Annotated in this window: 17 protein-coding genes and 1 riboswitch; of the genes, 7 read left to right on the forward strand and 10 right to left on the reverse strand. The window is 67.5% G+C overall.

What is annotated here, in order from left to right; all coding sequences use genetic code 11:
* Positions 1–10: 10 nt before the first annotated feature.
* From IFT54_RS11525 to IFT54_RS11560, 9 genes are all read right to left on the reverse strand, one after another.
* Positions 11–1,009 (reverse strand): NADPH:quinone oxidoreductase family protein, encoded by a 999-nt coding sequence (locus tag IFT54_RS11525; protein WP_031441615.1) that lies wholly within the window; start codon positions 1,007–1,009, stop codon positions 11–13.
* On the reverse strand, positions 972–1,601 hold the full coding sequence (gene leuD / locus IFT54_RS11530) for a 3-isopropylmalate dehydratase small subunit (protein ID WP_192070710.1): 630 nt from the start codon (positions 1,599–1,601) through the stop codon (positions 972–974). The genes IFT54_RS11525 and leuD overlap by 38 nt, the downstream gene beginning before the upstream one ends.
* Positions 1,598–1,723 carry a hypothetical protein gene (locus IFT54_RS20730; protein ID WP_261362615.1) on the reverse strand — a complete coding sequence of 42 codons (126 nt, stop codon included), beginning with the start codon at positions 1,721–1,723 and terminating at the stop codon, positions 1,598–1,600. The genes leuD and IFT54_RS20730 overlap by 4 nt, the downstream gene beginning before the upstream one ends.
* The gene (gene leuC, locus IFT54_RS11535; protein WP_031441613.1) at positions 1,720–3,159 is read right to left on the reverse strand and encodes a 3-isopropylmalate dehydratase large subunit; all 1,440 of its coding nucleotides are present in this window, start codon (positions 3,157–3,159) and stop codon (positions 1,720–1,722) included. The genes IFT54_RS20730 and leuC overlap by 4 nt, the downstream gene beginning before the upstream one ends.
* A 125-nt stretch (positions 3,160–3,284) precedes the next feature.
* Positions 3,285–4,217, reverse strand: a complete 933-nt coding sequence (locus IFT54_RS11540) for an NAD(P)/FAD-dependent oxidoreductase (RefSeq protein WP_192070711.1) — start codon at positions 4,215–4,217, stop codon at positions 3,285–3,287.
* A 109-nt stretch (positions 4,218–4,326) separates the two neighbouring features.
* Positions 4,327–6,639, reverse strand: coding sequence for a glycoside hydrolase family 127 protein (locus IFT54_RS11545; protein WP_192070712.1), 2,313 nt, complete (start codon positions 6,637–6,639; stop codon positions 4,327–4,329).
* A gap of 142 nt (positions 6,640–6,781) precedes the next feature.
* Positions 6,782–6,991 (reverse strand): hypothetical protein, encoded by a 210-nt coding sequence (locus IFT54_RS11550; RefSeq protein ID WP_192070713.1) that lies wholly within the window; start codon positions 6,989–6,991, stop codon positions 6,782–6,784.
* Positions 6,992–7,084: 93 nt separating this feature from the next.
* Positions 7,085–7,657: an ankyrin repeat domain-containing protein gene (locus IFT54_RS11555; RefSeq protein WP_192070714.1), complete on the reverse strand. Its 573-nt coding sequence runs from the start codon at positions 7,655–7,657 to the stop codon at positions 7,085–7,087.
* A gap of 70 nt (positions 7,658–7,727) precedes the next feature.
* Positions 7,728–9,428, reverse strand: a complete 1,701-nt coding sequence (locus tag IFT54_RS11560; RefSeq protein WP_274604147.1) for a catalase — start codon at positions 9,426–9,428, stop codon at positions 7,728–7,730.
* A gap of 218 nt (positions 9,429–9,646) precedes the next feature.
* Positions 9,647–9,887: riboswitch (cobalamin riboswitch) on the forward strand.
* A gap of 249 nt (positions 9,888–10,136) precedes the next feature.
* Between IFT54_RS11560 and IFT54_RS11565 the strand changes: the two genes are divergently transcribed.
* On the forward strand, positions 10,137–12,227 hold the full coding sequence (locus IFT54_RS11565; RefSeq protein WP_342354814.1) for a TonB-dependent receptor: 2,091 nt from the start codon (positions 10,137–10,139) through the stop codon (positions 12,225–12,227).
* Between the two features lie 127 nt (positions 12,228–12,354).
* Positions 12,355–13,488 carry a hypothetical protein gene (locus IFT54_RS11570; protein ID WP_192070716.1) on the forward strand — a complete coding sequence of 378 codons (1,134 nt, stop codon included), beginning with the start codon at positions 12,355–12,357 and terminating at the stop codon, positions 13,486–13,488.
* 112 nt (positions 13,489–13,600) lie between these two features.
* Here the strand turns inward: IFT54_RS11570 and IFT54_RS11575 are convergent, their stop codons facing one another.
* A complete protein-coding gene (locus IFT54_RS11575) occupies positions 13,601–13,885 on the reverse strand; it encodes a hypothetical protein (RefSeq protein WP_192070717.1) in 285 nt (94 codons plus the stop codon).
* A gap of 230 nt (positions 13,886–14,115) precedes the next feature.
* On the opposite strand from IFT54_RS11575, the gene IFT54_RS11580 reads away from it, so the two are divergent.
* The 5 genes from IFT54_RS11580 (at position 14,116) to IFT54_RS11600 (ending at position 19,402) form a co-directional block, all read left to right on the forward strand.
* Positions 14,116–15,669, forward strand: coding sequence for an ATP-binding protein (locus tag IFT54_RS11580; RefSeq protein WP_192070718.1), 1,554 nt, complete (start codon positions 14,116–14,118; stop codon positions 15,667–15,669).
* Entirely contained in the window at positions 15,666–16,262 is a 597-nt protein-coding gene (locus tag IFT54_RS11585) for a response regulator transcription factor (protein ID WP_031393582.1), read from the forward strand. The genes IFT54_RS11580 and IFT54_RS11585 overlap by 4 nt, the downstream gene beginning before the upstream one ends.
* A 23-nt stretch (positions 16,263–16,285) precedes the next feature.
* Positions 16,286–16,657 (forward strand): hypothetical protein, encoded by a 372-nt coding sequence (locus IFT54_RS11590; RefSeq protein WP_192070719.1) that lies wholly within the window; start codon positions 16,286–16,288, stop codon positions 16,655–16,657.
* Positions 16,658–16,715: 58 nt separating this feature from the next.
* Positions 16,716–18,122 carry a DUF2779 domain-containing protein gene (locus tag IFT54_RS11595; RefSeq protein WP_197984649.1) on the forward strand — a complete coding sequence of 469 codons (1,407 nt, stop codon included), beginning with the start codon at positions 16,716–16,718 and terminating at the stop codon, positions 18,120–18,122.
* A 137-nt stretch (positions 18,123–18,259) separates the two neighbouring features.
* Positions 18,260–19,402, forward strand: coding sequence for an endo-1,4-beta-xylanase (locus IFT54_RS11600; RefSeq protein WP_342354815.1), 1,143 nt, complete (start codon positions 18,260–18,262; stop codon positions 19,400–19,402).
* Positions 19,403–19,462 lie beyond the last annotated feature (60 nt).

The raw sequence follows: 19,462 nt of genomic DNA on the forward strand, positions 1-19,462 counted from the left end.
AGAGACATCATCAGCCGAGTTCGACGACCAGCTTCCCGATCGCGGCGCGTGCGGCCATCTTCGCGATCGCTTTGCCACCGTCCTCCAGCGCGAACCGCTCGGTTACCCGCGGCGCGATCTTGCCGTCGCGCCACAGCTCGAACAGAGTTTCGATATGCGCCTGGTTGGCCTTAGGGTCACGGGCAGCGAACGCACCCCAGAATACACCGCACACGTCGCAGCTCTTGAGCAACGTCAGGTTGAGCGGCAGCCGCGGGATACCGGCGGGGAAGCCGACGACCAGATACCGCCCCTCCCAGGCGATTGAGCGCAGCGCGGGCTCGGCATAGTCCCCGCCGACCGGATCATAAATCACGTCGGCACCCGCCTTGCCGACCGCGGCCTTGAACTGCTCGGCCAGCGCCTTGGACTGGTCCTTGTCGAACGGCGCGCGGGCATAGACGATCGTCTCGTCGGCACCCGCCGCACGCGCGGCGGCGGCCTTCTCCTCAGACGAGACCGCGGCAACGACCCGCGCACCGAACGCCTTGCCAAGCTCGATCGCCGCAAGCCCGACGCCGCCAGCCGCGCCCAGCACGAGCAACGTCTGCCCCGCTTTCAGATGCCCGCGGTCGAGCAAGGCATGGATCGTCGTGCCATAAGTCAGGATCAGCGAAGCGCCCTCGGCAAAGTCGCGCCCCTCGGGCAGGCGATAGAGCTTGGCCGGGTCGGCGACGACCTTTTCGGACAGTCCGCCATGGCCGAGCATCGCGATCGCCCGGTCGCCGACCGCCCAGCCCTCGACCCCATCACCAACCTCGGCGACGATCCCCGCGATTTCGCCGCCGGGTGCAAAGGGGCGTTCGGGCTTGAACTGATATTTGTCCTCGATGATCAGCACATCGGGAAAGTTGATCGCGCAGGCCTTCACAGCGATCACGACCTGCCCCGGCGCGGCGACCGGATCGGGCAGCTCCGACAATATCAGAGTTTCAGGTCCGCCCGACGCCTTCGACAGCAATGCCCGCATAACCGCTTTCCCTCTCCAGAAAGGGGCGATGTTCGGCCACCGCCTCCTCGAATTTTGAAATCGCGGTATCTCTTGCCAGTGTCAGCCCGACCTCGTCCAGCCCTTCGATCAGGCATTCCCGGCGAAACGCGTCGAGATCGAAGACGAAGCGGTCCTGGAACGGGGTGGTGACGGTCATCGATTCGAGGTCGATCGTCACGCTGTCGGTCCGTGCAACCTCGATCAGCCGGTCAATCACATCCTGCGGCAGGACGACGGCGATGATGCCGTTCTTGAACGCGTTGCCCGAGAAAATGTCCGAGAAGCTCGGCGCGATCACCGCGGCGATGCCCATGTCGGCGAGCGCCCAGGCGGCGTGCTCGCGGCTCGACCCGCAGCCGAAATTGTCGCCCGCGATCAGGATGGGCGCGCCGGCATAGCGCGGATCGTCGAACACATTGTCCGGCTGCGCACGGACCGTCTCGAACGCGCCGCGCCCGAGCCCCGTCCGCGTGATCGTCTTCAGCCAGTGTGCGGGGATGATCACGTCGGTATCGACGTTCTTCGCCCCCCAGGGATAAGCGCGCCCCGAAACCGTCGAAACAGGCTTCATCGCGGGCCGGTCTCGGCGGGGGCGACACGTCCGGTGCCCGGCAGCGTCCGCGCCGCCGCCATATAGGCCGCAACGCCACTCATCACCGCGCCGGCCATCAACAGCATCATCACACGCTTCATAACTCATGTCCCATCAGGTCGCGCACGTCGCTCAGCCGGCCCGTGACCGCGGCCGCGGCCGCCATCGCGGGCGAGACGAGATGCGTGCGCGCACCCGGCCCCTGCCGTCCGACGAAATTGCGGTTGCTCGTCGAGGCGCAACGCTCGCCCGGCGGCACCTTGTCGGGATTCATCGCCAGGCACATCGAGCAGCCCGGCTCGCGCCATTCGAAGCCCGCGCCTGTGAAGATCCGGTCGAGCCCCTCGGCCTCGGCCTGACGCTTCACGAGGCCGGAACCGGGGACCACCAGCGCGCGGACACCGTCGGCGACCCGCCGACCGTTCGCGATCGCCGCAGCCGCGCGCAGATCCTCGATCCGGCTGTTCGTGCAGCTGCCGATGAAGACATGCTGGATCGCGACGTCCTGCATCGCGGTACCCGGCGTCAGCCCCATATACTCGAGCGACTTGCGCGCCGCCGCCTGCTTGGCGGGGTCGGCAAAGCTCATCGGGTCGGGGACATGGCCGGTGATCGGCACGACGTCCTCGGGACTGGTGCCCCAGGTCAGGCCCGGCGCGATATCGCTCGCCTGCAACACGACCGTCTTGTCATAGGACGCCGCCGCATCACTCGGCAGCGTCCGCCACCAGGCCAGCGCGCGCTCCCACGCCTCGCCACTCGGCGCCATCGGCCGGCCCTTGATATAGGCGAAGGTCGTCTCGTCCGGCGCAACGAGGCCGGCCCGGGCCCCCGCCTCGATCGACATGTTGGCGACGGTCAGCCGCCCCTCGATCGACATCGCGCGGATCACGTCGCCGGTATATTCGATCACGTGACCGGTCCCGCCCGCAGCACCGAGCCGCCCGACGATCGCGAGGATCACGTCCTTGGGGCTGACGCCGAAGCCCAGCGTGCCGTCGACGCGGACCTCCATCGTCTTCGACTGGCTCAGCAACAAAGTCTGCGTGGCGAGCACATGCTCGACCTCGCTGGTGCCGATCCCGAAGGCGAGCGCGCCGAGCGCACCATGCGCCGAGGTGTGGCTGTCGCCGCAGACCAGCGTCGAGCCGGGCAGCGTGAAGCCGAGCTCGGGCCCGACGACATGCACGATCCCCTGCTGCACCGCGGTCGCGTCGATATAGTCGATCCCGAACTCGGTCGTGTTGCGACGCAACGCGTCGAGCTGCTGCGCGCTTTCCGGATCGGCGATCGGCAGCGGCACGCCCGCGGCGTCGACGCGTGCGGTCGTCGGCAGGTTATGGTCGGGCACCGCCAGCGTCAGATCGGGCCGCCGCACCCGCCGCCCGGCGACGCGCAGGCCTTCGAACGCCTGCGGGCTGGTCACCTCGTGGACGAGGTGGCGATCGATATAGATCAGGCAGGTGCCATCGTCGCGCCGTTCGACGACGTGCGATGCCCAGATCTTTTCGTAGAGTGTCTGCGGACGGGTGGCCATGCGGCCCCGTTAACCGATAATGCCTGCCACGCAAAGGTTCGCGGCAATTTTCATGCGTCGGACCATGGCCGGATCGCGTCGATGCGTGGTCCGCGTGACGAACCGCGCGGCGCCGGGATCTGTCGTTACGCGTCTGCCAGCATCCGCTCGGCAAGGCGTCGGCCGGATAGCCAGCCGCTCTCGATCCGCGGCGCCAGCAGCCAGTCGCCCGCCGCCCCGATCCGTTCACCCGCATTCCAAAGACAGCCGGCCTCGCCCACCGCGGCGCGCGCATAGCGCCAGCGATGACCGACACGGACGATCGGCGCGGGCAGCGCGTCGGCACACTGCGCGGCGAGCGCCGCCTGCAGCTGGTCGACCACCGTCTCCGCAGCGTCCTCCAGATGATCGCGGGACCAGTTTGGCGTCGCTTGGACGACCCAGGCCTCCGGACCATCGCGTCCCGGTTTCGCGCTGTTGCGCGCGGCCCAGCCGATGATGCCGCGATCCTTGAGTACGTCGTCGGAAATAGCGAGCGGCGTCTCGAACGCGAACATCGCCGTCCAGCAGGGCGCAGACCGGCTGTCCGCTGCGACGCGCGCCATCGCCGCGTCATGCGGTGCGAGCAGCCCCGCCGCCTGTTCCGCAGGGATCGCGACGACGACGCTGTCGAACAGCGCCGCGTCGCCCGGATCGACCTGCCATCCCGCCGTCGTCCTGCGCAGCCCGGTGACCTGGGTGTTCCAGCGGACGTCCGCCTGCGCGGCGAGATGCCCGACGATCGCGTTCATCCCCGGCGTCCCGACCCAGGCATCGGACCCCGCTGCGGGCCAGCGCGCGACGACGCCCGCCGCCGCCCAGCCCTGCATCGCCGCCACGAAATCCGGGTCGCGCATCGTCAGATATTGCGCGCCATGGTCGAACGCGATCATGCCGCCGGGCGTCTCGATCCGCCGCGTCGCCATCCGACCACCCGCCCCGCGTCCCTTGTCGAACAGTGTCACCACGCAGCCGTCCTGCTGGAGTCGCAGCGCACAGCTGAGGCCGGCAATTCCTGCACCAATGATCGCAACCTTCATGACGTCTCCGATCGACGATCCGCGGGGTGGCCCGATACCGCCCTCGGACCTAACCGACCAGCCGGAAATCCCCCGACTTTACCGTCTAGACCTATTTCCGTCGTATCGGTCAGATCGTCTCGGATCGCATGGTCCGCACCGTATAGACCTCGACCCCCTGCCATGTGTCGGAGTCGAAGCGGACGCGGATTTTCGACTTGCCGCGCGTGGTTTCGGGCGGCAGCGTATAGGTCCGGACGTTGCGGGCGGCGGTGACGTCACCCGTGAGCCGCTCGCGCGCCAACGGCGTGCCGTCGACCGAGATCCGAAAATCCTTGTTGCGCTGCCCGCCGCCATATTCGACCTGCAGCGTTAGCGGCCCCGGCGCGACCGCCAGGTCGAATTCGAAATATCCGATGTTCACGTTGCGGCTGCGGTCGGCGACATGCGACACTGCCGCCGAGTTGCCGCTGTCGGCGAACGCGTGGTCGACCTCGGGCTGCTGCTCGCCCAGTCGGATGACATCGACCGTCCGCGCGGCCAGCGCCGCCCGCTCCTGCGACGCACGCGCCCAGGCGAGCTGCGCGGTCGGCCACTCGGCGGTACCGAACCGGCGAAAATAGACCGCGGTGCGGTTGTCATGCTGCGCAAAAAACGGTCGCAGCGTCAGATCACCCGGCTTGCCCTGCCCGCCCAGTCGATACCGGTGCAATCCACCTGCCGCCGCCAGCACCGGTTCCGCCCGATCGGTGACGAGCGCGGGGTCCGGCCCGTCGGACCGACGGTCCCCCGCGCCCATATCGGCCGCAAGGACCAGCGGGCCGCTGAGGAACGCGACCAGCCTGGGATCGTCGGGCATCGATTCGACGCGCACCGGCATGGGCAGCGACAAGGCGATCTGGTCGCCCGCCTTGAGCCCGGTCAGCAGCAGATAGCCGCCGTCGCGCACGCCAGCCGTTCTGCCGTTCACCTGCAACAGCGGCGCGGCGCACCAGCCGGGCACGCGGAGCGCCAGCGTCCGCGGCGCCGTCCTGACCGCGATCCGCACCGTGTCGCCGAGCGGGAATTGCGTATCGATGTCGAGCTTCGCCTCGGGGGCATCCAGCGTGGAGGCATAATAGAGGTTGATCGCAACCGCATCGCCGCGCTTCCAGTAGATGCTCTCGCCATGCTTCGAATGGCTTTCCATGCCCGACCCGACACAGCACCAGAAATCCTCGGTCGGGCTCGAATGCACGCGCCCCATGCCCGGCGCCAGCGCGGTGAAATAGGTGAACATCCCCGTGTCGGGGTGTTGCTGGCTCATGATGTGGTTGAGATGCGCGCGCTCGTAAAAGTCGAAATAGCGCGCATCACCGGTCCAGCCATAGAGATGCCGGGTCAGGCGCAGCATGTTGTAGCTGTTGCACGCCTCGCACGTCTGCTGGTCGAGCCGCTGGGCAAGCTTGCGCGGCTCACCGAAATGCTCGTGGTCCGAATTGCCGCCGATGACATAGCTATGGTCGCGCGTCACGATCGTCCAGAACGACCGCGCGACCCTGGCATGATCGGTATCGCCGGTCAGCTCATGCAGCCGCGCCTCCCCCACGATCTTCGGGATCTGCGTGTTGGCATGATGCCCCGCGAGGTCGTCGCGCGCGTCCCCGAGTGGGTCGACAATCGCGTGATGCCGCAACCGTTCGGCGAGCGTCAGCCAGCGGCGATTGCCGGTTCGCGTGTACAACTCGGCATAGGATTCGGTCAGCCCGCCATGTTCGGTCCGCAGGATGTCCTGGACCTGGACGTCGTTCAGTCCCTCCAGGATCGTGCCGAGATAGCTCCCAAGTCCGATCGCCACGGCCAGACCCTCTGCAAGTCCGGCATGCCGGTGCACGTCGAGCACGCCCGCCATGACCTTGTGATAGGTGTACAGCGGCACCCACCCTTCGTTCAGGCTGAACCCGGTCGACCGGATCTCCCGCTTGCGCAGTTCCTCGTACACGACCTTGCCATCGACGGTCTTGCCGTCGCGCTCGACGGTCGTCCCGCCGGCATAGCCATCCCCCTGCTTCAGCTGGATCGCCTTGAGCTCGGCGACGATATAGGCCGCGCGGTCACGGAATTGCTGGTCCCCCGTCTGCGCGTAGACCAGCGACAGCGCGCTGAGATAATGGCCGAGCGAATGCCCGGCGATCCCGCGCGACTCCCATCCGCCATAGACTTCGCCCTTGGTCGGCAACCCTGCCCCGGCATGGAAATTGTGCAGCAGACGGTTCGCATCGAGTGACAGCAGATAGCGCTGGTTCGCCTGCACCGACGTCAGGAAGATCGACGGCCGCAACCGCACCTGCGACAGCGGAAAGGGGGTCGCTGCCGAGGGTGCGCCCGCCGCCGCCAAGGCGAATGGCGGCACCGCCCCCAGCGCGATCCCCGCGCCTAGCGCGCCGCGACGCGTCCAACCCATGTCACTCTCCCAGCCACGTCTCTAGAGCGCAGGCTATCGGCTTCACTTGTCTGAGTAAATCCCGGGACTGACATGAGCTGACGGTGTGATGGTGATTATCAGTGCGCCGTGATCCAGACCCGGCCGCACCTCTATGAGCGTCTCAGTCGCGCGGCGCGCGAGCAATCACCGCCTGCGCGACGCGGAGGCGGGCCTTCCAGATCTTCACCGACGGATGCCCGGCCGCGAGGCCGGCGAGCCGCCCCTCGATCTGGACGGCCTCGTGCTTGGCTGCGTCGAGCTCGGCGGCTGTCGGCGCAGGCTGGATATTGGCGCGCGCGTGTGCGCCGGTGCGTCCCTTGCTCTTCGTCATGGCCAACGCGATGGCCCCGGATGCCGCGCCGCGTCAATGCGGAACGGCAGCGACACGGCCTGCTGCGGCGCGCGGGACGCCCGAAGACTTGCGTCAGCGCTTGACGCGTTCCGCCATCGCCGCGTTGCCCTGCCCGGCCGCGACCGAACCGGCCGATCGCCCCGCCGCATCCTGGATCGTCCGGTCCGCACCCGCCGCCAGCAACAGGTCGACCTGCGCCCGCCGATTGAACAGCGATGCCATCATCAGCGCGGTCTGGCCGGCGTGATTGCGTGCGTTCACGTCGCATCCTGCTTTCAGCAACCGCGCCGCGATCGCATCCTCGCCCTTGAACGCGACACCCATCTGCGCGCTGTTGCCCTGGTCGCGATCCGGACGGCAGGCGTCGGCGCCCTTGCCGATCAGCGCGTCGACCGTAGCAAGCTGTCCGTTATACGCCGCAAGGATCACGGGCGTGAAACCGCGCTCGTCATAGGCATTGATGTCGGCGCCGGCCTTGAGCAGCGGATCGATCATGTCCATGCGGCCGAGCCGGGCCGCCTCGAACAGCAGCTGCTGGCGACGCTCGGGTGATGGCAAGGCCGCGACGCCAGGAGGCGTCTGTCGCTCGGTCGCAGCGGCCTGTGGCCCAGCAGCGGCGAGCAGCGCGGCAAGATAAGTCAGCATCGTCGATCTCGATTCCTTGAAGTCTGCCACGGCAGGAGGCGCGCGCCATGCCGCGCCTCCTGCCCCGGGATCAGCGGGCGCCCTGGCCCGGGTTGGCGGCGCGATAGTCCGCCACCGCGCGCGACACGTCGGCGATCGGCACGTTCACCGCAGTTGCCAGGCGCGTGCCGAAGTCCTTGTCGGCCTGGTAGAAATAGCTGACCATGATCGTCTTCGTCCGTGCCGACGTCACGACATTGAGATCACCTGCCAGGTTGGTCACCAGATCCGCCTTGTCCTGCGGCTTGAGCGCCCGGTAGAATTCGCCCGCCTGGGCGAAGTTGTTGGTCTTGGCGATCGGCTTCGCATCGACGGTCGCATCGATGCCATAGGGCGCGGCGCGGAAGCGGGCATCGGTCGACTTTGCCGCGGTCGCCGCCGGGAAATAATTCACGTCGGACGCGCGGTTGCTATGGTCGAGCTGGCCGTCCTGGTAATTGTTGACGACACTCGCGAGCGGACGATTGACCGGCAACTGCATCGCGTTGGCGCCGATGCGATAGCGCTGCGTGTCCGAATAGGAGAACAGCCGACCCTGCAGCATCCGGTCCGGCGACGCCTCGATCCCCGGCACGAGGTTGGCGGGTGCGAACGCCGACTGCTCGGTATAGTCGAAGAAGTTGGTCGGCACCTTGTTGAGCGTCATCTCGCCGATCTTGCGGAACGGCACGCCCAGCCATTCCTTGGTGTCGTCGAACGGATTATAGTCGAGCTTGGCGAACGCCGACGCCGACATCGTCTGCACCATCAGGTCCCAGACGGGGAAGTTGCCCTTGCCGATCTCGCCATAGAGATCGTCGGTCAGGTAGTTCCAGGTCGCGGTCGCGACCTGCGCGCCGTTCAGGTTGCGCACGCCCTGGCGGCTGATCCAGCGGAACTTGGCGAACACCGTTTCGCCCTTGGCATTCACCAGCTTGAAGGCATGGACGCCGTTGCCGTCCATCGTCCGGTAGGATGCCGGCGTACCAAGGTTCGAATAGACATGCGCGAGCATGTTGGTCGCCTCGGGCGTGGCCGAGAAGAAGTCGAAGAAGCGATTGGGGTCCTGCTTGTTCGTCACCGGCGAGGGCTTGAGCGCGTGGATCATGTCCGGGAACTGGATCGCGTCGCGGATGAAGAAGATCGGCAGGTTGTTGCCGACCAGATCCCAATTGCCCTGATCGGTGTAGAATTTGGTCGCAAAGCCGCGCGGATCCCGCATGCCCTCGGGGCTGCCCGAGGGGTGGATCACGGTCGAGAAGCGGACGAACACCGGCGTCTGCTTGCCGGGCATGAACAAGGATGCGTTGGTGATGCTCGAAATGTCCGCGGTCGCGGTGAACACGCCGTGGGCACCGGTCCCGCGGGCATGGACGACGCGCTCGGGCACGCGCTCACGGTCGAAGCGTGCGAGCTTCTCGATCAGCGTCGTGTCCTCAAGCAGGACGGGGCCAAGGTCGCCCGCCGCCTTCGAGTGGCGGTTCTCGCCGATCGGCGCGCCATTGTCGCGGGTCATCTGCGGTGCGGCGGCACTGGCTGAATCACCCTTGGCTTCAACGGTGCCGGCCACACCGGCCTGCGCCAGCGCGGGCTTGCCGGCGCTGGACGGTGCCGCCGCGGTCGTCATGCGGGTTTCCGCCTGCGTCTCGGCCGGCGCCACCGTCTGCGCGGCAACCGGCTGAATCATGGCACCCGCCGATGTCGCAGCCAGCAGCATCGCCGTCACGGCCTGACGGCTCTTCACGTTCTTCATCTCGATCCCTTAATCCTGCATGCCATCAGCGTGGCATCCCCGCACAGAGCGTGCGGCACCCCCGCCTCCTGATCGAGGACGCGCATCGCGCCAAACGGAGCTTCTGGATCACAGCAATCGAGCAGGACGATCGAGCCGCCATCGCGGTGCTCGCCGGACGATTGCCGAACGATCCTGACCGGGGTAGACCGGCGCCGCTGACCTGTTCGATCCGAGCAGGGCGGCATGATCGCGTCGGTGCCCCGAAAGGGGCTTAAAAGGGAACGCGGTGAGGGTGGTTTGCCACCTGAAGCCGAGGCTGTCCCTGCAACTGTAAGCGGCGAGCGCGATGCATTTCGCTTCTTCCTGCAAAGGAAGGAGCAGCCACTGGGCCAGACGTTTCGTCATGAGGGCCTGGGAAGGCCGTGCATCGTGTGATGACCCGTGAGCCAGGAGACCTGCCGGCGTCTGGTCGCTCTTGCCTGGCCCAGGGGGTGGCCGCGGCACGGTACTCCGTCGAGCGACGACGTGTGCGGTGGGGACCGCACGGGCATGCGTGCCGGTCGCAATCGCGTCCGGCTGGCGCGGATGTCGGCCGTTCGCGGGAGGTCCCTGCCGGGTTCGCTAGACGCCCGGGGGATTACCGTAATGCCGTTCCTATTGTCTCGCCTCGCGCTCGCGGGGGCTATTCTTTCGCCTGTCTTCGCAGCACAAGTCCACGCCCAGTCCGTGCCGGATCCCGATACCAAGGACATCCTGGTCGTCGGACAGCATGCCCAGGACACGCTCACCACGCCGAATGCGACCGGCAGCCGCCTGGGCCTCACGCCGCTCGAGACCCCCGCGACGCTCTCGGTCATCGATGGCGCCACGATCCGCGCGCGTGGCGACCTGTCCGTGATCGACGCGACGAGCCGCGCACCGGGCATCAGCAACGCGGGCAATCCCGGCAATGGCGGCACCGCACTCGCCGCGCGGGGGTTCAGCGGTCAGGGCTCCGTGCTCCAGCTCATCGACGGCATCAGGCTGTTCCCGGCTGCCGGCACGATCACCTTCCCGACCGATCCGTGGATGGTCGAGCGGATCGACATCCTGAGCGGCCCGGCCTCGGTGCTCTACGGCCAGGGCGCGCTGGGCGGCGCAGTGAATGTCCTGATGCGCAAACCCGATACGCAGCGGACGCATGTGGAGGGGGAGATCGGCTATGGCTCGCAGGACAGCTTCCATCTCGCGGCGGGCGCAGGGGGGCCGATCACCGAGCGCCTCTCCTACCGCATCGACGGCAGCTATCGCCGATCGGACGGCTATGTCGATCGCGGCCAGTCGCGCAGCCATGCCGTGTCGGGCACGCTGCGCTGGGCACCGACCGACACGCTCGTCGTCACCGCGCGGGACGATTATGGCGACCAGAAGCCGATGCGCTATTTCGGTACGCCGCTGATCGACGGTCGGCTCGACGACCGCATCCGGGAGCGCAACTACAACACACGCGACGGCGTCATCCGCTACCGGGACAACCGCACCAGCCTGCAGGTCGACTGGACGCCGAGCGATGTGGTCACCGTCAGCAACCAGGCCTATCGCCTCAGCTCCAAACGCTCCTGGCTCAATCTCGAAACCTATTGCTGGGTCGCCGCAGACGGGGTCTGCGCCAACGGCAGTGGCAACACCGGCACACCCGGTGGCATCCTGCGTACCGACATGACCGGGATCGTCCACGACCAGACGCAGTGGGGCGATCAGGGGAGCGTGACGTTCAGGACGGACGTCGCCGATGGCGTCGGCAACGACCTAGTCATGGGCTTCGACGTCAACCTCATCAAACTGACCTACTCCCACAATTTCGGGTCTGACCCGCAGGTTTCGGAGGTCGATCCCTTCGCGTTCGATCCCGGTCTGATCATCGACACGCAAGGCATCGCACCGCGCTATCGCACGCGCACGACCGAATATGCGGTCTTCGCCGAGGACCGGCTGAAGCTCGGAACGCACGTCTCGATCGTCGGTGGCGTCCGCTTCGAGCGCGACACGATCCGCCGCTGGTCGATCGACTATCCGGGCGGCGTCAGTACCGAGACGTTCGCGCTCGACAAGCGGCTGCACAATCTGACCTGGCGGGTGGGGAGCGTTTATCAGCCGATCCCGACGGTGTCGCTCTATGCGCAATATGCCACCGGCGTGGACCCGCTGGGGACGCTGACGACCTATTCGACCGGGCAGGTGCAGTTCAGCAACGCGGTTGGCGACCAGGTCGAGGTCGGCGCCAAGGCGGTGTTCCTCGACGGTCGCGGCACCGCCACCCTCGCCGCCTACCGCATCGTCAAGAAGCGCCTGCTGGCACAGCTGACCCCGACGAGCCCGGTCGAGCAGGTCGGCCAGCGATCGGCCAAGGGTATCGAGGCTGCGGTATCGCTCGATCTGCCTTACGGTGTCGGGATCGATGCGAACGGCAGCATACTCGACGCGACGTTCGACGACTTCGTCTCCGGCGGCACGCGCTTCGATGGCAATACCCCGCCGGACGTACCCGAGACGCTCGCCAATCTCTGGCTGCGCTGGAACGCGACGCACGCGCTCCAGGCGCGCGCCGGGCTGCGCTACGTCGGACGACGCTATTCGGACAATGCGAACAGCTTCCGCGTCCCCAGCTACACCATGGTCGATGCAACGCTCTCCTATGCAGTGACGCCACGGCTCGCGGTCGACATCCACGGCTACAACCTGTTCGACCGGGACTATGCGATCAGCACGTACAGCAATCAGCAATGGGTCCTCGGTCGTCCCCGCGCCGTCGACGTCTCGCTTCGCGTCGGTTTCTAGCGCGCCCCGTGACCGGCAGCCCGCGGGACGGGCCGCCGGCGATGTCGCCCCCCGGGAAAACCCCGGATAGCCGGTCGCGCGCGCGTCCGCCTAAGCCGCATGGCCACCCCATGAGGAGACATTGCGCATGCCGTTTTACCGGGCTTCCGAGCTGTTTACCCTGCGTCCCGTGCCGCCCACGCTCGGCAAGCCGGCATGGATGAACCTGCGCGCCGTGCCGCGGGCACCCTGGGCGGGGGAGCCGGAGGCACTGCGCGGGCCCGGCATCTACGGCATGTTCCATGACGACCGGCTCGTCTATGTCGGCCTATATGCCGGCAAGGCCGAGCGGCCCTTTGGCGGATCGGTCCTCGAGCGCTGGGAGAAGCACGTCACCTATCAGACGCTGCGCTCGCCCTATGTCACCTTCGCCCGTCGGCATCTCAAGCATCTGCATGCGCTCGCCGCCGCAGAGCCCAACGGACCGATCGAGACGATCGTCGCGATGCTGGCACTGAACGGCGATGAAAGCCCGCTTCTCCAGCGCAAGGGCGGCAGCTGCACCTTCGCCAAGGCGCAGCTCGCAGCCGCACATTGGGATGTGTTCGGGCCGGGGAACGAGGCCACGATGCTCGATCACCTCGGCTTTACCTATCTCCAATTGCCGCGCGACCTGGCCGCGTCCGTTCTCCCCGAGCCCGGGCAGCGGCCGAGCGCATGGGTGAAGAAGCACTGGCTTGCGCCGATCGAGCGGGACCTCATTGCCGCGTTCATGCCGCCCTGCAACGACGGCACCGAACCCGGCGACGCGCCAGCGGTCGATCCGGTCGCGTTCGAGGAGCGGCTCGCCCGGCTGCTCGCCGACCGCCCCGCACCCGCCGTCGAGGATCTGGCCGGAGAGAGCGAGGCCGACGATGAAACCGACGGCGACGAGGAAGCGCTGCGCACCGAACCGACCGCCGCACCGAACGAGCGCGAGGCGCTGCTCGACGATCTCGCCCGGCTCTGCCCCGGCGCGCTGGAGATCTATTATACCGACGTTCCCGATCTGCGCATCCGGCCGCGCTCGCACGCACGCCGGGTGCTGCTGAACGTCTTTGCACATGGCGGCGGGCTCGCCTGCAGGACCAAGGCAAGCGTGGCGGCCTGCCGCGCGCTCGGCTTCGATGCGGACGACGCGCCGGCGGGCGTGTCGATGAGCGCGGCGTTTCCGATCGACCTGTCCCGCCACTCTGCGGCGGATCTGTTCGCAGTCGCCGGTGCCGCCCTCCCCGGCGACTGACCAGCCGGTCGGGGGGCCGGCCATTGCCTGATGTGCCCTGGCGAGCCACAAGCCCGTCAGGGCACCTACCCTGCTGCGCAGACATTCCGGTTCCGCGTCTAAGCGCGGTTGCCTACGGATCGCTCCAGCGCCTGGCCCCCCACAGGATCAGATCGCGGCCGACGAATATGACGCACACGTCGCCGATGGCAAACGCCAGGCCCAGCCATGTCCATCCATGGGATAGCAGCAATGCGGGCCACGCGATGGCGAGCAGAATCAGTATCACGCCGATCGGCCGCGTCAGGCGATTCCACCACTGCCGCGGCACGACCTGATGGCTGTAGACGATGACGCTGCCATCCTCCTGGTACCAGAGCTCGCGCACCTCGTGAATCGGATCAGGTCCTTCCGTCATCGTACGGCTGCGCCCGTTACGCGGTGACGATTCCGCGATCGCGAGACACTATGGGCTGGCATCGATACATTCCCGGGGCTGGCTCGCGATCATCATGGCCATCGCCGCCGCGCCGAAAACCCGGGAATTTCCCCGATGGCCTATCGGCGCCGGATGCGGCTAGGCAGCCCTTAATGCCGCTGCCTCCCTCTCCGCCCCGCCTCTCGATCGGTGCCGTAGCCGGCAAAACAGTGCCACGACTGGCCGACCTTCCCTGGCTCATCGGCTATGCAGCGGCGTTCGCGGCCGCGCACCAGGCCGCGGCAGGCTGGGGCGGTCAGGGCTTCTACTCGCTGCTCTATCCCGCCGCGGGCGTCAGGCTGGCGCTGCTGTGGAGCCGTGGCCCGCGGCTGACGCTGGCGGTGATGGCGACGGAACTGATCGTGCAGACGATCGCCGGCATCATCGTTCCGGGCCAGGCCGGCTGGCTGACCGCGGCAAACGGCGTCGCCCGGCCCGCGCTGACCTATGGCATCGTCGTCTGGCTGGTCCGCCACGTCGCGGCGCGGTCGCAGTCGAGCCTCGGCGTCGCGCCGATGCCGCTCGGCCTCGCCGCAGTCACCGCGCCGGTCGCGGCGACCATCGCGGCGCTGCCCTGGACCTTGTTCAGTCCCGAATTGACGGGCGTCTCGGGCCTGCGTCAGACGGTGGCATCGCTGACGGGCTTTGTCGTCGGCGACCTGCTCGGCGTGTTGCTGATCGCCCCGCCCTTGCTCTGGGTGGTCCATGCGGGGCAGGACCGACCCCGGGCACTGCACCGCCCGACGCTGCGCCAGCTTGCCGGACTGGCCGAAGCGGCCATCGTCCTCGGCGCAGCGATCGCCGCGAGCACGCTGCTGGCGGAGATCGGGCTGGGCGTCCCCGCCGCCCCGGCGCTGCTCGCGGTCGCCTGGATCGGTTTGCGTTTCGGCCGCACCGCAGGCTGGTGCGCGATCGTGATCGTGGCGGCGATCGTCCTGCCCTTTACCGCGACCGACCTGCCCGTCGCCGAACGGCTCGCCTTGCACATGAGCCTCGCATCGATCGTCGTCGTCGGCTACCTCGCGGGCAGCTTCGCCGATGCGCAGGCGCGGGCCCAGAGCGACCTGTCGCGCCGCGACCGCATGCTGTTCCAGGCGGAACGGCTGAAGACGTTGCGCGCAATGTCGGTGGCGGTGATCCACGAGATCAGCCAGCCGCTTTCGACGCTGGCGATCGAGGCCAAGCACCTGCACGAGATCACCGTCGCCGCCGATCCGGACATCGCCCAGACCGCCGCGCTGATCGACCGCAAGGCGGCGGCGCTGTCCACGCTGGTCCGCCGGCTGCGCCGTTTCGGCGGTCGATCGGTCGACGAACCGAGCGCCCTGCCCCTGTCCGCGCTGGTCGAGACCGTCACGGCATTGACCCGTGCCGAGGCCAGGGCGGCGCGGGTCGTGGTTGAGGTTTCGCCCATCGATCCCGACCTGGTCGTCTTCGGCCAGGAGATTGAACTCGCGCAGGCTGTCGTCAATCTCGTCCGCAATGCGGTGCAGGCGTGCGACGGTCGTGTCGCGCTCTCTGCCCATCAGAACGACGACCGGGTCGTGGTCATGGTCGCGAACCGCTGCCCCGATCGGCGGGAAGCACGCCCCGGCATGGGCGTCGGGGCGCTCGTGGCGCGGGCGATCGTCGAAGCCCATGGCGGCTCGGTGGAGCGTGTCACGCACGCCGACGGCACCATCTGCGCGACGCTATCCCTCCCGCGCCCCGGAGCCGAGCCATGACACTCCCCGCCAATCAGCCGGATCGTGCCGCCGTCTATGTCGTCGATGACGACCATGACCTGGGCGCGGCTGTCGCACGGCTGCTCTGCCGTCACGGTCATGCCGCCGAACCCTTTCTCGACCCGGTCATGCTGCTGTCGGTCTACGCAGAAGCACCGGCGCTGTGCATCGTCACCGACATCATGATGGGCGACCTCGACGGCTTCGGCTTTGCCGACCGCGTGCGAATGATCGACCCCGCGGTTGCGATCGTCTTCATGACCGCGTGGCCGACGACCGCGAATGCCGTGGATTCGGTGCGGCGCTATGGCGGCCTCGATTATCTGGAAAAGCCGCTCGACGAAACCCGCCTGCTCAGCGCGGTTGACGAGGGGGTCGCATGGTCCCGGCGCCAACGCAGCATCCGCGCACGAACCGCAGCCCTGTCGGCGCGCGAACGTCAGGTGTTCGACCTGCTCGTGCAGGGACATAGCAACAAGGCCGTTGCCGACATCCTCGGGCTCAGCCCCAAGACGGTCGAAGATCACCGCGCGGCCATCGTCGCCAAGACCGGTACCAACGGTCTTGCCCAGTTGATCGCGCTCGCGCGGTGACCGCATCCTTTGACGGAGGTTTCATGCCGACTACCACGGCGATCGACGAGACGATGATCGAACGGGCCATTCTCGACCTGCTCAAGACCCGCCGCGAGATCTATCCGTCGCATATCGTCGGCGAATTGCGGCGCAGCCATGCGGGACTGCCGTTGGACCGCACGCGCGACGTGCTCGAGCGCCTTTTCATCGAACGACGCGTCGCGCGATTATGGCATCGCTACATGCTCCCGGCGGACGTCGAGGCGGTCCGCGCCAAGTGGCTCGGCCTGATCGAACGCCAGTCCGAACGGATCGACGCGGTCGCGGTCGATCCCGCAACGTCGCGCGACGCGCGGGATCTCGTGATGCGCTGGGACGGATGGTCGATGGAGGGGTGTGATTTTGTCGCCTGACACGCTCTCGCCATCGCGCCTCGCCGCGTTCGAGCGGTGCCCGCGGCAATTGTGGCTGATGACGTTTCGGCCCGACAGCGCAGGCTCGATGAACGATGCCGCCGATCGTCGGGCGACCGCGCATGCGATTGCTGCCGAGGCGCGGCGGCAAATGCCTGACATGGTCATGATCGACCCCGCCTCCGGTCGATCGGCAGCGTCAGCAGCGACCGACGCAGCGATTGCGACGCGCCAGACCATCGCGGGCGCGCAGTTCTTCCACGACGGCGTGAAGGCGATCGTCGATATGCTCGAACCGGATGGCGACGGCTGGCGCATCATTGCCGTTCGCGGTTCGACCAAGGCAAAGCCGGACCATCTCGCCGCGCTCGCGACTCAGGCCTGGGTCGCCGCCGCCAACGGCCTCCGCATCACATCGGTTCACGTCCGCCACCTCGATCGGGACTTCACGCTGGACCGCTCGGGGGATCGCGGTGGGCTGTTCGTCGATACCGACGTGACCGCGCTGGTTGCGCCGATCGTGGCGACACAAGGCGCGCGCATCGGTGCGGCCAAGGCCTTGCTTACACAAAGCGAACCTGCGGCGATCGTCGGCGATCACTGCCACGCGCCGTACACCTGTGTCTTCACCGACTATTGCCACGCAGGTTTGCCGGCGGGTCCGTACTGGCCCGTGACGATCCTGCCGCGCGGCGCAGGCAAAGCGTTCCTGCGCCGCGGCATCGACGACCTGACGCTCGTCCCAGTCGAGGATCTGCGCTCCGACACCGACCGCCGCGTCCACCGCGCCACGATGACCGGTCAGGTCGAGCATGATCCCGCGGGCGCTGCGCAGGCGATGGCCGACTGGTCGTATCCGCGCATCTGGCTGGACTTCGAAACCGTCAGCAACGCGTTGCCGGTCTGGCCCGGCTGCTCGCCCTACGAGCAGGTGCCGTTTCAATTCGTCGCGGATGTCGAAGCCGCTGACCACGGCATCGTACGACACGAGTTCCTCGACCTGAGCGGCGACGATCCGCGTCGCGCCTGTGCCGAGGCGCTTGCCGCACTGCCACGGACCGGCGCGGTCATTGCCTGGCACGCCCGTTTCGAACGCGACGTCGTGCTGCGCCTCGCGCGTGCCTATCCCGATCTCGCCGCCGTGCTCGACGATCTCGCCGCGCGCATCGTCGATCTGCTCCCCGTCACCCGCGACCATTGGTACCACCGGGACCAGCGCGGAAGCTGGTCGATCAAGGCGGTCCTGCCGACGATCGCACCGCATCTCGATTATGCCACGCTGGCCGTACGGGACGGCGGCGACGCGGTCGCGGCGTATCGCGAAGCGGTCGACGTCGCATCTACGCCAGAGCGCCGCGCCGAACTTGATACCGCCCTGCGCCTCTATTGCGGCCGGGATGTCGAGGCGATGCGGGTCGTTGCAGAACGGCTGATTGAACCGGGCCCACCTTCCCCCGTTGCATAGACACGTCCAGGGCCCTCTTGCCACCGAACCGTTGCGTCTTCGGCCATCCAGTTTGCATATCAAACCAGAGGCTTCGGGATTGACCTGGTGCGGAGAAGCCGTCAGCGTTAGCGCTATCATAAAAGAGAGGATGTGCTGTGGAAATTACGCGACGCACCGGGCTGGCGATGCTGACGGGTCTTGCCGTATCGGCCGGCGCCCGTGGAACGGCCGCACCTGCACCGACCGGCCTGCACGGCATCGCCGCGGCCAAGGGGATGCGGATGGGATCGAGTTTCGCATGGGGTGCCGCCGGTGCCGATCGCGGCTCGTTCGCGAATCCAGCCTATGCTGAGCTGCTCAAGCGCGATTGTGGTCTGCTCGTCGCCGAAAACGAGATGAAGTGGCAGGCCTTGCGACCCAGCGCGACCGCCTTCGACTTTACCCGGTCCGATGCGATGATGGCATGGGCGGACGCCAACGCACTGCCGGTGCGCGGGCATAATCTGCTGTGGCATCAGCCCAAATGGATGCCGCGCTGGGAAGAAGCGCATGATTTCGGCGCAACCCCCGCGCGCGCCGCCGAACATCTGCTGGTGGACCATATCACCACGGTATGCCGCCGCTATGGCACACGGATCCGCAGCTATGACGTCGTCAACGAGGCGGTCGATCCCAAGGATGCGAGCCTGTACCAGACCGCTTTGTCGCGCGCGCTGGGCAGTCCCGAGGCAACGCTGGACCTCGCCTTCCACACCGCGCGCCGCGTCGCGCCGCACGCGCAGCTGGTCTATAACGACTATATGAGCTGGGAACCCGGCAACGCCACGCACCGCGCCGGCGTGCTCAAGCTGCTCGAAGGGTTCAAGGCGCGCGGCGTGCCGGTCGATGCGCTGGGCGTACAGTCTCACCTGGTCACGCAGGGGATCGATGCGCGCGCGACGATCGCAGGGCTCGAGGGCGAGTGGCGCCGCTTCCTCGATGCGGTCACCGCGATGGGCTATGGCCTGGTGATCACCGAACTCGACGTCCGCGACAACGCACTCCCTGCCGACTTCACGGTCCGCGATCAGGCGGTGGCCGATTTCACGCGCGGCTATCTCGACGTGATGCTCGCCTATCCGCAGCTTCGCGACGTGCTGCTGTGGGGAATGACCGACCGCTATAGCTGGATCGAGGGGTTCGAGCCGCGCAAGGACAAGGCCCGCCGCCGCCCCTGCCCCTATGATGCCGCGTTCAAGCCCAAACCGATGTACATGGCGATCGCCGCCGCGCTTGCTGCCGCCCCGCCCCGCACCTGACGCCCGGACAAAAAAGGGCGCCGCGATTGTCGCGCGGCGCCCAGGAGGGAGAACGGGAAA

It is taken from the genome of Sphingomonas sp. CFBP 13714, from assembly GCF_014842205.1.
Lineage (GTDB): Bacteria > Pseudomonadota > Alphaproteobacteria > Sphingomonadales > Sphingomonadaceae > Sphingomonas > Sphingomonas aerolata.

Bases quoted from the DNA above. Each gene is read 5' to 3' on its own strand.
- IFT54_RS11525 (WP_031441615.1), bottom strand. From the start codon at position 1,009: ATGCGGGCATTGCTGTCGAAGGCGTCGGGCGGACCTGAAACTCTGATA.
- leuD (WP_192070710.1), bottom strand. From the start codon at position 1,601: ATGAAGCCTGTTTCGACGGTTTCGGGGCGCGCTTATCCCTGGGGGGCG.
- IFT54_RS20730 (WP_261362615.1), bottom strand. From the start codon at position 1,723: ATGAAGCGTGTGATGATGCTGTTGATGGCCGGCGCGGTGATGAGTGGC.
- leuC (WP_031441613.1), bottom strand. From the start codon at position 3,159: ATGGCCACCCGTCCGCAGACACTCTACGAAAAGATCTGGGCATCGCAC.
- IFT54_RS11540 (WP_192070711.1), bottom strand. From the start codon at position 4,217: ATGAAGGTTGCGATCATTGGTGCAGGAATTGCCGGCCTCAGCTGTGCG.
- IFT54_RS11545 (WP_192070712.1), bottom strand. From the start codon at position 6,639: ATGGGTTGGACGCGTCGCGGCGCGCTAGGCGCGGGGATCGCGCTGGGG.
- IFT54_RS11550 (WP_192070713.1), bottom strand. From the start codon at position 6,991: ATGACGAAGAGCAAGGGACGCACCGGCGCACACGCGCGCGCCAATATC.
- IFT54_RS11555 (WP_192070714.1), bottom strand. From the start codon at position 7,657: ATGCTGACTTATCTTGCCGCGCTGCTCGCCGCTGCTGGGCCACAGGCC.
- IFT54_RS11560 (WP_274604147.1), bottom strand. From the start codon at position 9,428: ATGAAGAACGTGAAGAGCCGTCAGGCCGTGACGGCGATGCTGCTGGCT.
- IFT54_RS11570 (WP_192070716.1), top strand. From the start codon at position 12,355: ATGCCGTTTTACCGGGCTTCCGAGCTGTTTACCCTGCGTCCCGTGCCG.
- IFT54_RS11575 (WP_192070717.1), bottom strand. From the start codon at position 13,885: ATGACGGAAGGACCTGATCCGATTCACGAGGTGCGCGAGCTCTGGTAC.
- IFT54_RS11585 (WP_031393582.1), top strand. From the start codon at position 15,666: ATGACACTCCCCGCCAATCAGCCGGATCGTGCCGCCGTCTATGTCGTC.
- IFT54_RS11590 (WP_192070719.1), top strand. From the start codon at position 16,286: ATGCCGACTACCACGGCGATCGACGAGACGATGATCGAACGGGCCATT.
- IFT54_RS11595 (WP_197984649.1), top strand. From the start codon at position 16,716: ATGACGTTTCGGCCCGACAGCGCAGGCTCGATGAACGATGCCGCCGAT.